Source organism: Streptomyces sp. NPDC002851, assembly GCF_053591935.1.
The window spans coordinates 173,819-188,755 of the sequence record NZ_JBSFUT010000001.1 but is presented as its reverse complement, the minus strand read 5'-3'; the positions used below and the strand labels follow the sequence as shown (position 1 = coordinate 188,755).

General features: G+C 69.9%; 16 protein-coding genes. 8 read left to right on the top strand and 8 right to left on the bottom strand.

The window, feature by feature from the left end; all coding sequences use genetic code 11:
- Nucleotides 1-102: 102 nt before the first annotated feature.
- The 6 genes from ACWD10_RS00895 to ACWD10_RS00870 all read right to left on the bottom strand — a co-directional run bounded on the left by ACWD10_RS00895 (nucleotide 103) and on the right by ACWD10_RS00870 (nucleotide 6,319).
- On the bottom strand, nucleotides 103-1,092 hold the full coding sequence (locus ACWD10_RS00895) for a malate dehydrogenase (RefSeq protein ID WP_451085513.1): 990 nt from the start codon (nucleotides 1,090-1,092) through the stop codon (nucleotides 103-105).
- A gap of 347 nt (nucleotides 1,093-1,439) precedes the next feature.
- Nucleotides 1,440-2,588 (bottom strand): XRE family transcriptional regulator, encoded by a 1,149-nt coding sequence (locus ACWD10_RS00890; protein ID WP_451085511.1) that lies wholly within the window; start codon nucleotides 2,586-2,588, stop codon nucleotides 1,440-1,442.
- 295 nt (nucleotides 2,589-2,883) lie between these two features.
- On the bottom strand, nucleotides 2,884-3,825 hold the full coding sequence (locus ACWD10_RS00885) for a helix-turn-helix domain-containing protein (RefSeq protein ID WP_451085510.1): 942 nt from the start codon (nucleotides 3,823-3,825) through the stop codon (nucleotides 2,884-2,886).
- Complete coding sequence (locus tag ACWD10_RS00880) at nucleotides 3,822-4,616, bottom strand: helix-turn-helix domain-containing protein (protein WP_451085508.1); 795 nt, start codon at nucleotides 4,614-4,616, stop codon at nucleotides 3,822-3,824. Before ACWD10_RS00880 ends, ACWD10_RS00885 begins: the two co-directional genes overlap by 4 nt.
- A gap of 361 nt (nucleotides 4,617-4,977) precedes the next feature.
- A complete protein-coding gene (locus ACWD10_RS00875; RefSeq protein ID WP_451085877.1) occupies nucleotides 4,978-5,430 on the bottom strand; it encodes a DUF3017 domain-containing protein in 453 nt (150 codons plus the stop codon).
- Between the two features lie 22 nt (nucleotides 5,431-5,452).
- Nucleotides 5,453-6,319, bottom strand: a complete 867-nt coding sequence (locus tag ACWD10_RS00870) for a bifunctional methylenetetrahydrofolate dehydrogenase/methenyltetrahydrofolate cyclohydrolase (protein WP_451085506.1) — start codon at nucleotides 6,317-6,319, stop codon at nucleotides 5,453-5,455.
- Between the two features lie 250 nt (nucleotides 6,320-6,569).
- On the opposite strand from ACWD10_RS00870, the gene ACWD10_RS00865 reads away from it, so the two are divergent.
- The 5 genes from ACWD10_RS00865 to ACWD10_RS00845 all read left to right on the top strand — a co-directional run bounded on the left by ACWD10_RS00865 (nucleotide 6,570) and on the right by ACWD10_RS00845 (nucleotide 11,003).
- Complete coding sequence (locus ACWD10_RS00865) at nucleotides 6,570-7,163, top strand: hypothetical protein (RefSeq protein WP_451085504.1); 594 nt, start codon at nucleotides 6,570-6,572, stop codon at nucleotides 7,161-7,163.
- 107 nt (nucleotides 7,164-7,270) lie between these two features.
- Nucleotides 7,271-7,984 carry an RDD family protein gene (locus ACWD10_RS00860; RefSeq protein ID WP_451085502.1) on the top strand — a complete coding sequence of 238 codons (714 nt, stop codon included), beginning with the start codon at nucleotides 7,271-7,273 and terminating at the stop codon, nucleotides 7,982-7,984.
- 77 nt (nucleotides 7,985-8,061) lie between these two features.
- The gene (locus ACWD10_RS00855) at nucleotides 8,062-8,757 is read left to right on the top strand and encodes an ester cyclase (protein ID WP_451085500.1); all 696 of its coding nucleotides are present in this window, start codon (nucleotides 8,062-8,064) and stop codon (nucleotides 8,755-8,757) included.
- A 93-nt stretch (nucleotides 8,758-8,850) separates the two neighbouring features.
- Nucleotides 8,851-10,257 carry an FAD-binding oxidoreductase gene (locus ACWD10_RS00850; RefSeq protein WP_451085498.1) on the top strand — a complete coding sequence of 469 codons (1,407 nt, stop codon included), beginning with the start codon at nucleotides 8,851-8,853 and terminating at the stop codon, nucleotides 10,255-10,257.
- A gap of 50 nt (nucleotides 10,258-10,307) precedes the next feature.
- Nucleotides 10,308-11,003, top strand: coding sequence for an ester cyclase (locus ACWD10_RS00845; protein WP_451085496.1), 696 nt, complete (start codon nucleotides 10,308-10,310; stop codon nucleotides 11,001-11,003).
- Nucleotides 11,004-11,014: 11 nt separating this feature from the next.
- Here ACWD10_RS00845 and ACWD10_RS00840 read toward each other — a convergent pair whose 3' ends face one another.
- Both ACWD10_RS00840 and ACWD10_RS00835 read right to left on the bottom strand, forming a co-directional pair.
- A complete protein-coding gene (locus tag ACWD10_RS00840) occupies nucleotides 11,015-11,296 on the bottom strand; it encodes a DUF397 domain-containing protein (RefSeq protein ID WP_451085494.1) in 282 nt (93 codons plus the stop codon).
- A complete protein-coding gene (locus ACWD10_RS00835; RefSeq protein ID WP_451085875.1) occupies nucleotides 11,274-12,128 on the bottom strand; it encodes a helix-turn-helix domain-containing protein in 855 nt (284 codons plus the stop codon). Before ACWD10_RS00835 ends, ACWD10_RS00840 begins: the two co-directional genes overlap by 23 nt.
- A 117-nt stretch (nucleotides 12,129-12,245) precedes the next feature.
- Between ACWD10_RS00835 and ACWD10_RS00830 the strand changes: the two genes are divergently transcribed.
- From ACWD10_RS00830 to ACWD10_RS00820, 3 genes are all read left to right on the top strand, one after another.
- Nucleotides 12,246-12,470, top strand: a complete 225-nt coding sequence (locus ACWD10_RS00830; protein ID WP_451085492.1) for a hypothetical protein — start codon at nucleotides 12,246-12,248, stop codon at nucleotides 12,468-12,470.
- A 101-nt stretch (nucleotides 12,471-12,571) separates the two neighbouring features.
- The gene (locus ACWD10_RS00825; protein ID WP_451085490.1) at nucleotides 12,572-13,345 is read left to right on the top strand and encodes an FHA domain-containing protein; all 774 of its coding nucleotides are present in this window, start codon (nucleotides 12,572-12,574) and stop codon (nucleotides 13,343-13,345) included.
- Nucleotides 13,342-14,841, top strand: coding sequence for a protein kinase domain-containing protein (locus ACWD10_RS00820; RefSeq protein ID WP_451085488.1), 1,500 nt, complete (start codon nucleotides 13,342-13,344; stop codon nucleotides 14,839-14,841). Before ACWD10_RS00825 ends, ACWD10_RS00820 begins: the two co-directional genes overlap by 4 nt.
- Nucleotides 14,842-14,937 lie beyond the last annotated feature (96 nt).

Here is a 14,937-nt window from a genome sequence, read left to right as displayed (position 1 = left end):
TCACAGCATAGGGGAGCGCTCAGCACTTCGCCCCGGCGTCCGCGTCAACGGCCGCCGGGGCGAGGGGAGTTACGCCTGAGTGACTCAGGCTCAGAATCAGACTCAGAGCAGGCCGAGACCGCGCACCGCGTCGCGCTCCTCGCCGAGCTCCTGGACGGAGGCGTCGATGCGCGCCCGCGAGAACTCGTTGATCTCCAGGCCCTGGACGATCTCGTACTTGCCGTCCTTGCAGGTGACCGGGAAGGAGGAGATGAGCCCCTCCGGCACGTCGTACGAACCGTCCGACGGGATACCCATGGAGGTCCAGTCGCCCTCGGCGGTGCCGTTGACCCAGGTGTGGACGTGGTCGATGGCGGCGTTGGCGGCGGAGGCGGCCGAGGAGGCGCCCCGGGCCTCGATGATCGCGGCACCGCGCTTGGCGACGGTCGGAATGAACTCGTCGGCCAGCCACTTCTCGTCGTTCACGACCTCGGCGGCGTTCTTGCCGCCGACCGTGGCGTGGAAGATGTCCGGGTACTGGGTGGCCGAGTGGTTGCCCCAGATGGTCAGGCGCTTGATGTCGTTGACCGTGGAGCCGGTCTTCTTCGCGAGCTGGGTGAGCGCGCGGTTGTGGTCGAGGCGGGTCATCGCGGTGAACCGCTCGGCCGGTACGTCCGGCGCGGCGGCCTGCGCGATGAGCGCGTTGGTGTTGGCCGGGTTGCCGACGACCAGGACCTTGATGTCGTCCGCGGCGTGGTCGTTGATGGCCTTGCCCTGCGGCTTGAAGATGCCGCCGTTGGCCTCCAGGAGGTCACCGCGCTCCATGCCCTTGGTGCGCGGGCGGGCGCCGACGAGCAGACCGACGTTGGCGCCGTCGAAGGCGACGTTCGGGTCGTCGGTGATGTCGATGCCCTGGAGCAGCGGGAAGGCGCAGTCGTCGAGCTCCATCGCGGTGCCCTCGGCCGCGCCGAGCGCCGGGGTGATCTCAAGGAGCCGCAGCTTGACCGGCACATCCGGGCCGAGCAGGTGGCCGGAGGCGATACGGAAGAGGAGCGCGTAGCCGATCTGGCCGGCGGCGCCGGTGACGGTGACGTTCACGGGAGTGCGGGTCATGGCGATCTCCGTAGACAGCTGGTGCTGGCAGTAGCAGGGGGGATCGAAGCCTCGACGTCGGGATGATCGATCCCTTGACGTCAAGAGAGATCCACCGGTCAGGCTATACCTCGTCCGCCCGTGCACCTACGTCCGGCCCTCGGCGGCGGCCGCCCGCCCGGGAGAGGTACGCGGGCGACCGCCCGCCGGGGTGTTGCTCCCGTGGGGGTTGTACTGCGCCTGCCCCGGTGCGCCCGTCTCATTCCCCTGCCCCAATAATCAGCCCCTCCGGCGCTTGAGGAGCGGGGGTCCGGGGGCGGAGCCCCCGATGCGGCTGCGAGCTTTCGGGAAGGGGCGGGGTGGGGAACCTACTTCGTGCAGCCGCGCAGACCCGACTTGAGGGTGGCGCAAGCCTTCGCGTCGGTCACGCTCCCGGCGGCCACCATCGGGGTGTACGCGTCGTTGTCGGTGTCGACCTCGGCGCGCTGCTTGGACCCGCCGCCGACCCCGGTGACCTGCACCGTGTCCCCCGGCGTCGCCAGCGTGATGCGGGCCCAGGCGGCGCCGCAGGTCTTGCTGTAGCGGAGCTCGACGAGGGCGCTGCCGAGCGTGACGCTGGTGCTCGTCTTCGCGAACTCGCCGCCGCAGCCCATGTCTTCCGGATCCTGGCCGGCGCAGTCCGCGCCGCTGCACTTCACGCCCGCGGGCAGCTTCGGTTGCTCGGTACTCGGCTCGGCCGACGGCTTGGCGTTCGGCTCGCCGTCCCCCTTGAGCAGTCCGGGTACGAAGAACGCGGCGGCGATCACGGCCAGGACCCCGACGACCCCGACGAGGATCCACGCCACGGTCCGTCCCCGCCCCCGCCGTTCGGCCGGTGCCGCCCCCGCGGGTACGGCGTCGGCCACCGGGACCGGCCCCCGCGGCGGTACGGGCGGCGTGGCGACGGCCCCCCGACCGGCACCGGCACCGACACCTCCGCCCTGTGCGCGTCCGTACGCCGCCCCGGGACCCGCGGCGCCGTAAGGCACGCCGGGCTGCGCGGGCGCCGAGGGCCTCTTGGCGGACCTGCCCGCCTTGGAGCTCGCGTTGGATCCCGGCTTGGATCCCGGCTTGGAGCCCGCCTGATCGCCCCTCTTGGCACCCGAAGCGCCCCCCTTGGCGCCCGATTTGGTGGTATCGAGCCCCCCGAGTGCGGCGCGCGCCTGGGAGATCCGGATGGCCTCCATCGTCATGTCGTGGCGCATTTCGGAGCGGCTCCAGGCGCGCTCCGCCAGCTCCCACATGGTGGTGAGGTGGAGCGGATTGGTGCGTGTGACCTCGGCAAGCGCCACGACCGCGCCCTTGGGCGCGAGCAGCCGCCCGTTCAGATAGCGCTCCCACGACGTCTTGCTGTAGCCGGTGCGGTCCGCGAGCGCCGCGATGCTGAGTCCGCTCCGGTCGACGAGACGGCGCAGCTGGCCCGCGAACTCGCGCACCTGTGGGTCGAGCTCCTCCGGCAGCGCCTTCCAACGAGCCATGGTGTTACCCCCCTTGTTGCCCTTGCCCCCCGTCATACGTGCCCGACGGTCCCCCCGTGCACGGGGACAGTGTCCCACCGCCCGCGCGTTCCGGGACACGGCACCTTGTTCCCGCCCGTACGAGATCGTTGCAGGCGGCGCACAGAGTGCCGAAACGGTCACCTCCGCGTCACAGGGAACAGCCGAGACTTGATCCGAAGTTGTCACGTCCATGACTCTGTAACCACAGCGGCGCCCGTCCTCCCACGGGGGAGAGGACGGGCGCCGTTCTTGTGTAGTCGCCGCCGAGGCTGCGTCAGTCCGGGTCCCAGCCCGAGAAGCAGGACCGTTCCCCGTCCCGCACCACGCAGACCTCGACCTCCGCAAGCGCGGGCCGCTCCGCCGCCGTCATCGGCGTGGACAGGGACGCCTCCGCGTCCCAGCGGTCCCGAACCTCCGTATGCTGCGCGGCGATTCCGGGCGCCGTGACCGAGACGCGGTCGCCCACCTGCCCCCGGTCGATCCGCGCCCACACCGTCCCGCACGCCGCCGAGTGGCGCACCTTGACCACGGTGTCGCCCCCGAAGCGTCGCTCGGCCACGGTGCTCGGCTGGTTCGCCGCGGTCGAACAGCGCGTCTGCTCCGGGCTCTTGCCCGTGCACGCGTCCCCTTGGCAGCTCGGCCCCGGCTCCCCCGTACGGCCGCGCGCCCCCGTATCGCCTTCTACGCTCTGCCCGCTGCCGTCGAAGCCCCAGACGGCGAGCAGCACCGCGGCGGCCACGGCCGCGAGCCCGCCGAGCACCCCGACCGCGAACCCCCCGGAGCGCAGCCGCCGACGCCGCCGCGCGGCCCCGGCCACCGCGACGGCCGCCTCCGGTGCCCGCTCGGGCCGCGGCTCCGGGTCCCCAGCAGAGGCCGGGGCCACAGCAGCGGCCGGAGCCACCGCAGAGGCCGGAGCCACCGCGGGACCACGCCCCGCCCCCGCACCGGCCCGCCCGCTCCACGCCGCCTCCGCCAACTCCCAGAGCGCGAGCGGCCGGTCGGCCCGCTCCCCCGCCAGCGTGCACAACTCCTCCACGGCCTGCCGCGGCGGCAGCGCCTTGCCGTTGAGGTACCGCTCCCAAGAGGACTTGCTGTACGGCGTCTTGGCCGCGAGCGCGGCCAGGCTCAGGCCCGTGCCCGAGCGCAGCTCCCGCAACGTACCGGCGAGCCGCTCGCACTCGGTCCTTCGCTCGGCCCTCTCCTGCTGCTTGTTCACTTCCTCAGCACCCCCCACGTATCGGGGCCGACCTTCCCGTCGACCGCGATTCCCCCTTCGCTCTGGAGCCGCTTGACCGCGCGCTCGGTGGCGTTGCCGAACGCGCCGTCCGCCACGCCCGGCGACTCCCCGTGGTGCTTGAGCAGGCACTGCGCCTCCACCACGGACCAGCGCGTGGCCGACTGCACGATCAACTCTGACTGCGTACGGCTGTAGCCCGCGTAAAGCCTGCCGTCCTTCTCGCGCTTCACCTCGCACGGGAAGTTCTTGCCGGGCTCGTAGACGAACTCCCCGAATTCCGGGTGCGGCTCGCCGGTGTACGGCTTGTCGCCGCCCCCGCCGCCCGCGTCGGCCGTGTCCTCCCACGGCGCGACCAGGGCGAGTACGGCGAGCATCACCAGGGCGGTGGTCACGCTGGAGAGCACTATGGCCAGCCAGGGCACCCGCCGTCCCGCCGAACCCGTCTCCGGGCCCGTCTCCCGTACGCCCTCCGGAACTTCGGGCGGCGGTACGGACGGCGACTCGGCCCCCCACGCCTCCGCGGCCACCTCGCGCTGCGCGAGCGGCCGGGCCGGGTCGACCCCGCAGACCCGGGCGAGCGCCTCGACCGCCTCTACGGGCGGCAGCGCCTTACCGTTGAGATACCGGTCCCAGGACGAACGGCTGTATTCCGTCCGTTGGGCCAGCGCCGCAAGTCCCAGACCGCTGTGGTCCTTGAGTCTTCGCAGCTGTACGACGAACTGCCGGACTCGCGGGTCGAGCGAATCGGGCAGCGTTTTCCACCGAGACATGTTCCACCCCACGTCTTGGAATCCGTAAGAGCGAAGATGCCCAACTTCGGTGCCCCAGTTCCCGTTTCTGGTGGGGACCGGACGTAAGACCGAACCGTTCCGGCCGTCCCAGCGTCCCGCCGAAGTCTCCACGCGCCCGGCGTCCCCGCAGGTCAGAGGGCGGGACGTCCCACATCTGCCGCACTCTTCCGCGGCCCCTGGCGACCCGGGCCGCTCCTGCCGCAATGTGGATCCCGCACAACAGGGGGCGGCGCGGTCCACCCCGCGCCGCCCCTCTTGAGATGAAGCGGCGGCCCGTGCTCCTCGGGGGAGAGCACGGGCCGCCACCGTCATATGCGCACAGTCTGTCCGGAAACGCCCCTCAACTGCTGATCGTGAAGTGCAACGTCTCGTCCAGGAACGGGATTTCGATCCACGGATTCGGCTGCGCCATCATCGCCAGCAGCGCGATCACGGTGCCGAGTACGCCGTACGTCACCATGTCCGTGAACCGCGAACGCACCGCCAGCATCCCCACCGACGGCAGCGCCCAGCGCAGCACCGCCCCGCCGATGAGCGCGAGCCCCACCAGGAGCGTGCCGACCCGGAACAGGTCGAGCGCGGTGAGCAGCAGCCCGAGCCCGGTGGCGCCGAGCACGGTCAGCATCGGCCACTGCCGGGCCGGTGCGGGCGCGTCCCCGGCGGCGGCGCGGCCACCGCCCTCGGGCCGCGCGGTGTCCTTGGTCCAGGCGGGGAACCGCCGCGACTTCCGCTGCGGAGCCGCTGGCTCCGCCGCGTCGTCACGCTCCGTCGAACTCACCGCGCTCACTCCCATCGCCCCCATCGGCCCCATCGGCTCAGCTCGCCGCGGCGGCGGCCGCCCGCTCCGCCGCCTCGACCACGTTCACGAGGAGCAGCGCCCGCGTCATCGGCCCGACACCGCCCGGGTTCGGCGACAGCCAGCCCGCGACCTCGGCCACTCCGGGGTGCACATCGCCGACGATCTTGCCGTGCTCGTCGCGGCTGACGCCGACGTCGAGAACGGCCGCGCCGGGGCGTACGTCCTCCGGCTTGATCAGGTGCGGGGCGCCCGCCGCGGCCACGATGACATCGGCCCGGCGCAGCTCCGCGGAGAGATCGCGGGTACCGGTGTGGCACTGCGTCACGGTCGCGTTCTCCGACTTGCGGGTCAGCATCAGCGGCAGCGACCGCCCGATGGTGACGCCCCGGCCGACGACCACCACATGCGCGCCGTTCAGTTCGACGCCGTACTGGCGAAGGAGCCGGATCACGCCGTTGGGCGTGCACGGCAGCGGCGCGGGCTCGTTCAGGACGAGGCGGCCGAGGTTCATCGGGTGCAGACCGTCGGCGTCCTTGGCCGGGTCGATCAGCTCCAGGATGCGGTTCTCGTCGATGCCCTTGGGCAGCGGCAGCTGCACGATGTACCCGGTGCAGTCCGGGTCCTCGTTCAGCTCGCGCACCACGGCCTCGATCTCCTCCTGCGTGGCGGAGGCGGGCAGTTCGCGCTGGATGGAGGCGATGCCGACCTGGGCGCAGTCGCGGTGCTTGCCCGCGACGTACTTCTGACTTCCGGGGTCCTCGCCGACCAGGATGGTGCCGAGCCCGGGGGCCCTGCCCTGCTCCTTGAGCGCGGTCACGCGCTGTACGAGATCGGCCTTGATCGCGGCTGCGGTGGCCTTGCCATCGAGAATCTGGGCGCTCATGCCCCCCATACTCCCGGATGACGGGGTCCGGTCTCCAATCGGCAACATCATCAAGATCAAAAGGATCGACCTGTGTTGCACTTACGCAACTGATGTCGACCCCGACTGGACAAACGCGTGAGGTATTTAGAACGATGAACGACGCAGTGCCGCGGGCAGTGCCGGGGGGATAACCAAAGCAGACCGCTCATGAAGCTCCTCCGTACAGCCGCGTGTCCCCGCACTCTCAAACGGAGGAAAGAAGACAGCCATGAGCTTCGGCGACCCGAACAACCCCTACGGCCAGCAGCCGCAGCAGCCCCAGGGCCAGCCCGGATACGGCTACCCGCAGCAGGCCCCCCAGCAGCAGGGCTACGGCTACCCGCAGCAGCAGGCGCAGCCGGGCTACCCGGCCTACCCGGGTGGCAACGCGGTCCCGATGACGATGCCCGGCCTGATCACGACCGCGCGCGTGCTGCTTTTCATCGTGGCCGGTCTCCAGATCCTGATCGGCATCATCGCGGCCATCGGCATCGCCGCCGCGCAGGACGTCTCCAACGAGCTGGGCTCCGGTTCGCAGACCTCCGGTCTGGCCGGTCTCGGCTTCGCCATCGTGTTCATCCTGCTCGGCTTCGCCGCCTGCGCCATCGTCCTCGGCGTGAAGTTCGGCAAGGGCGGCAACGCCACCCGGATCTGCGCGATCGTTTACTCCGCGCTGTTCATCCTGGGCAGCCTGTCCAACTTCGCGAACGGCACCGGCTCGGCCGCGGTCGGCGCGATCGTCGGTCTCGCGATCGGCGGCATCATCCTGGCCTCCATGGTCAACTCGCAGGCCACCGCCTGGTTCAACCGCCCGCGCTACTGAGCCTCACCGCTCAGGCAGTACGACAGAGGCCGGCCACCCGTTCCCCGGGTGGCCGGCCTCTGTCGAGCGTTCCACCCCCGCCCCCGTACGTCACAGAAGGAACCGCCATGAGCTTCGGCGCCCCCAACAACCCCTACGGCCAACCGAATCCACAGCATCAGCAGCCCGGCTACGGCTACCCCCAGCAGGGCTACGGCTACCAGCAGCCCCCGGGCCAGCCCGGATACGGCTACCCGCAGCAGCAGCCGGGCTACGCGGGCTACCCGGGCGGCCCCGGCGGCCCCGGCCAGGGCTTCGTGACGCTGCCCGCACTCGGCACCGTGCAGCTCGCGAGCATGGGCATACGGTTCGCCGCCCGCCTGATCGACGGTGTCATCATCGGCGTGATCTACGGGATCCTGATGTTCGCCGGAGTCCTCAGCGCCATCGGCGTGATGGAGGACGTGAACGACTGCGGCGCGTACGGCAGCCCCGGCTACGACTCGTGCGTCAGCGACGCCACGACGAGCGCCATCGTGGTGGCCCTCGGCGTCTTCGCCGTCTTCTTCGTGATCACCCTGCTCTACGAGTGGCTGATGATCTCCTTCGCGGGCGCGACCTTCGGCAAGATGGCCGTCGGCATCAAGGTCGTCAAGGAGGACAGCGGCCTGGCCCCCGGCGCGGGCGGCGGCTTCGTGCGCTGGATCATCCCGCAGCTCGGCAACGTCCTCTGCGGCATCGGCTCGCTGCTCGTCTACCTGTCTCCGTTCTGGGACAACCAGAACCGTTTCCAGGGCTGGCACGACAAGCTCGCGCACACGCTGGTCATCAAGAAGCCCTGACAGGCAGGGACAGAAGGTCAGATATAGCCTGAAATCAGGCTGTCAATTACCACTCATCGCTCACATGGGAGTGAGTCATGACCTTCGTCCAACTCATTGACTGTAAAACGAAAAATCTCGACCAGCTCAACCGGCTGATGGACGACTGGGTCGAAGCGACCCAGGGCAAGCGGACCGCCACCCACTCGATGGTCGGGCGCGACCGCTCGGACTCCACGCACGTCGTCGAGATCGTGGAGTTCCCGTCCTACGAGGAGGCGATGAAGAACTCCAACCTCCCCGAAACCAACCGCATCTTCGAGGAAATGGTCGCCGCCTGCGACGAGACGCCCACGTTCACGGATCTCGACGTCGTACGCGACGAGCAGCTCAACGCGGCCGCGTGCCGCCGCTTCTTCGACGAGGTCATCAACAACAAGAACCTCGACCTCGCCGACGTGCTGTGCTCCGCCGACTACCGTGAGCACGACCCGTCCCTCTCGTCCTACGACGTGGACCTCGCCCAGGCGAAGCGGGAGAACGGCGAGATCTTTGACGCCTTCAGCCCGCGGTGCACGGTGGAGAGCATGGTCGCCGAAGGCGACCAGGTGTGCTGCCGGTTCACCTACGAGGGCCGGCACACCGGCGCGTACAAGGGAATCGAGGCCACGAACCGGGACATCGCCGGAACCGGGCACGTCACGTTCCGCTGCAAGGACGGCAAGATCGCCGAGAGCTGGTGGAACGTGGACGACCTCGGTCTGATGACGCAGATCGGCGCCGTGGAAGCCTGACCCCCACAGGGGTCCCCACCTGACCCCCACAGGGGGTCCGACACTGACCCCCACGGGGGGTCCCACACTGACCCCCACGGGGGTGTTCCGCTCATGACTACCGGCATCACCATCAGTGAATCCGGCCTGGACACGCTGCGCGAGGCCCTGCGCGGCCAGGTCATCGCTCCCCAGGATCCGGGCTACGACGAGGCCCGCAGCATCTACAACGCCATGATCGACCGGCATCCCGCCGCCATCGCGCAGTGCGCCGACGCCGGGGACGTGAAGGCCACGATCGCCTTCGCCCAGGACACCGGCCTTGAACTCGCGGTACGCGGCGGCGGCCACAGCGGCCCCGGCCTGTGCGTCCTTGACGACTCCCTCGTACTCGACCTGTCGCCCCAACGCTGGGTCCGCGTCGACCCGGCGGCACGCATCGCACAGGTCGGCGGCGGCAGCCAGCTGGGCGACCTGGACCACGCGGCCCACGCCTTCGGCCTGGCCGTACCGGCCGGGATCATGTCGACCACGGGCGTGAGCGGCCTGACCCTGGGCGGCGGGCACGGCCACCTGACCCGCAAGTACGGGCTCACCATCGACAGTCTCCTTGCCGCCGATGTCGTCCTCGCCGACGGGAAGTTCGTCACCGCGTCGGCGAAGGAGTACCCGGACCTGTTCTGGGCGCTGCGGGGCGGCGGCGGGAACTTCGGGGTCGTCACGTCGTTCACGTTCCAGCTCCACCCCGTGGGCACGGTCGGGGTCGCCCTGACGGTGTGGCCCATCGACCGGACCCGCGAGGTGATGCAGTGGTACCGGGAGTTCCTGCCCGCCGCGCAGGACGACCTCAACGGCTTCTTCGCCGTGATGGTCGTGCCGCCCGGGCCGCCGTTCCCGGAACCCATCCACGGGCAGAAGATGTGCGCCGTGGTGTGGTGCTACACGGGCGACCTGGAGGCGAACCGCCTCGAAGACGTGCTGAGCGCGGTATCCGAACCGGCCCCGCCCGCCTTCCACTTCGCCACACCCATGCCCTACCCCGGCCTGCAGACCCTGTTCGACGACCTGATTCCCAAGGGACTCCAGTGGTACTGGCGCGGGGACTTCTTCGACAGCCTCTCGGACGAGGCGATCGAGGTGCACCAGCGGTACGGGGAGGCCATCCCCACCGACCTGTCGACGGCGCACCTGTACCCCGTGGACGCGGCGGCCCACCAGGCGGGCTCCGAGGAAACGGCCTGGGCCTACCGCGACGCCGTTTGGTCCACCATTATCGCCGGGGTCGACCCCGACCCCGCCAACGCCGAGCTGATCCGCCGGTGGTGCGTCGACTACTGGACCGACCTCCACCCGACGTCCATGGGCGGGGGCTACATCAACTTCCTGGGCGAGCAGGAGGGCCCGGAGCGCGTCCGCACGACGTACCGCGGCAACTACGACCGACTGGCCACGGTCAAGCACACGTACGACCCCGACAACTTCTTCCGCGCCAACCAGAACATCCCGCCTGCGGCAGCGTAGACGGGCCCGCTCAGCCCCGGACTTCGGCAGGTGGACGGGAGTGACTAGCCATGACCTTCGTGCAGCTCGTTGACTACAAAACCAGCAATCTCGATCAACTCAACCGCTTGATGGACGACTGGGTCGAAGCGACCCAGGGCAAGCGGACCGCCACCCACTCGATCGTCGGCCGGGACCGCTCGGACTCGGCCCATGTCGTCGAGATCGTGGAGTTCCCGTCCTACGAGGAGGCGATGAAGAACTCCAACCTCCCCGAAACCAACCGCATCTTCGAGGAAATGGTCGCCGCCTGCGACGAGACGCCCACGTTCACGGATCTCGACGTCGTACGGGACGAACAGCTCAACAAGATCGTCGTCCGCCGGTTCTACGAGGAGGTCATCAACAGCGGCAACCTCGACTTCGCCGACGAGCTGTGCACCGCCGACTACCGGGAGCACGACCCCGGCCTCTCCTCCTACGACCTGGGCCTCGACCAGGTCAAGCGGGAGCGCAGCGAGCACATAAGTGCCTTCAACCCCCGGTTCACGGTGGAGAGCATCGTCGCCGAGGGCGACATGGTGTGCTGCCGAGTCTCGGTCCAGGGCCGCCACACGGCCGCCTTCCGGGGGATCGAGGCCACGAACAAGGATGTCGCCGGACACGGGCACGCCACGTTCCGCTGCCGGGACGGCAAGATCGCCGAGAGCTGGTGGAACATGGACACCCTCGGTCTGCTGCGGCAACTCGGGGTCGTGGAGGTCTGACCCGGCTCGCTTCAGCCGACGGAGCCCCGGAGCTCGTGCACGAAGGCCGCCCAGGCGGCGGCGGGGAACACGAGCACGGGGCCTTCCGTGTTCTTGGAGTCGCGGACGGGGATGAGGCCGGGGAGGTCGTCGCGGACTTCGAGGCAGTCGGCGCCATCACCGTTGCTGTAGCTGCTCTTGCGCCAGAGGTCGGGGAGGTCGGCGACCTCGACGCAGTCGGCGCCTTGGCCGTTGCTGTAGCTGCTCTTGCGCCAAGCGACGGTGCTCAGGTCAATCCCCTTGCTGGGCTTCATTTCTGTAGGTCCTCGCTGCTTCTTCGATCAAGGCCAGGGACGCATCGGGTGGGAGCGCGATGGCCCTCAGCAGATCGTACGACCTGCGGTACTCCTTCACGAGAGCTGGATAGTCCACCATCTGCCCGTCGTAGTTGCCTTCTGTCCACACCAGCGGTGGAGCGTCGACGAACGTCATGACTTTCGCCATGCCGTGCATGAGCGGATAGGCGACCGTCGTTTTGGGGACGATCTGCAAAACGCTCTCTGTGGACCGGATCACGCCGACGATGTGCTCCAACTGCTCGGCCATATCCGCTGGTCGAAGCAGCGACTTACGGATGAGCGCCTCCCGGAGGATCACCCAGTAGAAGGGCCGGTCCTCCCGGCTCCACAGCTCCGCTCGCTTAAGTCGGCCACGGACACGCTTCTCGACCGTCTCCTGCGGCGCCGTCAGTTTGCCGTACCGCATGAGGACCCTCATGTACGGCTCGGTCTGCAGCAATCCGGGGAGAACGTTCGGCGCCCACTCCTCAAGGGTCTCCGCCTGCTTCTCCAGGTCCGGTACGTCCGCGTAGTACAGCGGATGCCCAACCCGCCGCGCCTTGGCCGCGTCTTCACACCGCCGCTCGAAAAACCCGTTCGTTCCAAGGACCTTGTCCACGTGCCGCGCCAGGTCCTCCGGCATCCGCCGTTCCCCGCGCTCGATCTGGCTCAAGAACGAGATCCCCCGGAAGCTTCCTTCCGCCAACTGCTCCAGCGTCATCCCCGCTGCCTCACGGAGATACCGCAACTCGGCGCCGTAGAAGCACGGCACGCTCACCGACGCGTCGGTGTCCTTGCGAGGAGGCACAACTACCCACCGCCCTTTACCAGTTGCCCTGCGCAACTCGAAACCCTTTTACGGTACGCCGCACAGCGCCACGCTGTAAGCGTTTCATCACACCCCGTACACGGAAAGGCGTACGCCATGGAACCCCTGGAGATTCAAGAACCCCTCGACATCGACGACTGCGTGGAGCAGCTCCGTGCCGCCCTCGCCGCCCACGGCATCACCCTGCCGTCACTCGGCGTGGACACACCCTCCTTCGCCGCCCGGCTCCCACTCCGTCCCCTCGTCGCGCTCGGGAACTGCAACAAGGCCACCGCCCGGGCGCTCACCGAGGTTCTGAACAAGGCGGCGTGCGTCGATTAACCCCCGGAGGGTCGTCGCGCCGGGTCGGTGTTCACGCCAAATCCCCTTACTCTGCTGCCGGTTGAGACCATGCGACATCTGGCCAACAGGGGGATATATCCATGTACAGCGTGATCGTTGTGCCACCAGGACGGACCACGGGGCAGATCCGGCTCGCGTCGGACGAGAAGCTCGGGTTCGGCCGCAGTCCGGAAGGCAATCGGCTGGTCATCGGCCATGAGGGCGTACCCCGGGACGCCGGGCGGATCACCGCGCACCGCGCCTTCTGGATCCTCAGCAACCACAGCCGGACGCAGACGTACGTCGTCGAGAACCCGGAAGGCGCGGGGGAACACATCAAGGTGGCGCCGGGGCGGGTGGACGCGCCGATCCCGTTCGAGTTCTCCCGGGTCGTCCTGCCCGCCTGCGGCGAGCTGCTCGCGTTCGACGTGTGGGCGCCCCGGCACACCTTCCGCGACCACGCCGCCGCGGGGGGCCTGACCGGGGCGACCACCGCCCCGGGCTTCGCGCTCGACCGTACGAAACGGTACTTCGCGGTGCTCACCGCGCTGTGCGAGCCGCGGCTCCGCGGGGTTCCGCACGCGCCGCTGCCCACGCTCGACGAGCTGGTGACGCGGTTGTCCGCCGTCTGGCCCGGCGCGAAGCGCTCCGCGGTGTACTGGAACATCGACTATCTGGCCGTGAAGCTCCGCCTCAAGCCGCCCACGGACGCGGTGCCGGAGGGGCCGACGGCGCGGATCAACGGCAAGAAGGAGTCCCTGGTCTCGCTCGCTCTCCGCTTCGACCTCGTACGCGAGGAGGACCTGGACCTGCTCGCCAAGCCGGGTGACGGAGCGGCCGGAGTGGCCGCCGGAGTGGCGGGAGTGGTCCGTTGAGCGGAGCCTGGCCCGTTCCCGTGCCCCGGGGTTTCCGGGTCGGCCGCTGGGAGGTGCGGGAATGCCTGGGGTCCGGCGCGTTCGCGGCCGTCTACGCGGGCAAGCTCGTGGAGCCGGGCCCGGACGGCGAAGGTGACGGCTACGACGGCGGCGGCTCCCTGCCGAGCCGCGCCGCCCTGAAGTTCCTGCCGACCGGCACGCGCACCCCACGCCAACTGGCCCACCTGCGCGAACTGGCCGACCGTGAGCTGGAGTTGCTGACCACACTCCGCTCGCCCCGCCTCATCCGGATGTACGAGACGCTGACGGTGGACGCCCCGGACCAGCCGGACATCGACGGCGCCACCGTGCTCGTACTGGAAGCGGCCACCGAATCCCTCGACGCGCTCCTTGACCGCACGCCGCACCCTCCCGTTCAGGGCCCGGCGCTGCTGTCCCAGGTGTGCGCGGGCCTGTATCAGCTGCACGCGGCGGGCTGGGTGCACGGCGACCTCAAGCCCGCCAACGTCCTGCTGATGAAGGACGGTTCGGCCCGGCTCGGCGACTTCAGCCTGGCGGCCGAGCTGGAGGGCACGCACGCGTACGCTCCCGGGTTCACGACCCCGGACTACACCGCGCCCGAGCTGCTCTGGGCCGACCTGTCGGAACGCGGCCAGCAGGTGCGGCCCACGGCGGACGTGTGGGCCTTCGGGGTGCTCGCGCATGTGGTGCTCACCGGCTCGTACCCGCTGCCGGGCGGCTCGGCGGAGGCCCGCAGGGACGCGGTGGTGCGCTATGCGCGGGGCACGGAGGAGCTGCGTCTGTCGCCTCAACTGCCCGCCGCCTGGCGGGAGATCGTGGCGGACTGTCTGTCGCGTACGCACGAGGAGCGGGCCGCGCACGACACGGCGTCGCTCCTGCGCCGCACGGAGGCGGCGGCGGGGACGGCGGTCACGCGGCCGCTGCTGCCGCTGCTTCGCCGTACTCGGTCCGGCGATGGGCGGGGACGAGGACGGGGGCGGGGGCGGCGGGGTGCTCGGCGGCTGGTCATGGGGGGTGGGCTCGCGGCGCTGGGTGTGCTTGGGGCCGGGGCCGCGCTGACGTACACGCTCGTGAGCGAACGGGACTCGGGGCCGGAATACGGCTACCACCGCTGCCCGGACGACTCGGTCTGCTTCTTCAGCGAGCCCAACGGGACGGGCGAGATGTGTGCCTGGCGGGACAACGACACGGACTGGCTCACGGGCCGGGACCGCTGCCCGTGGACCCGCGACCATCCGGTGCGGTCCATCTTCAACAACGGCGACGAGACGACGGGCCCGGCCTCGGTCGAGTACTTCCGCGGCCGCGACTTCACACCCGTGGGCGAGGACGTGCACCGCCCCAACTCCCGTAACCGCACGGGCTGCACGGCCCAGCGCAACCAGGGCAACCTGGCGGGGACGTACGCCCCGCTGTCCCACCGGTGGATCGACCACTGCGGTAGCCCTTCCCCTTCTCCTTCCCCCTCCCCCTGAAAAGTTTCAGGTACCGCCGAGCACGCCCGCACGCCAGAGTCATGCCTGTGCCGCCACGGGGGACGGCACAGGCACCGCCAGGGGAGCGTGCACCAC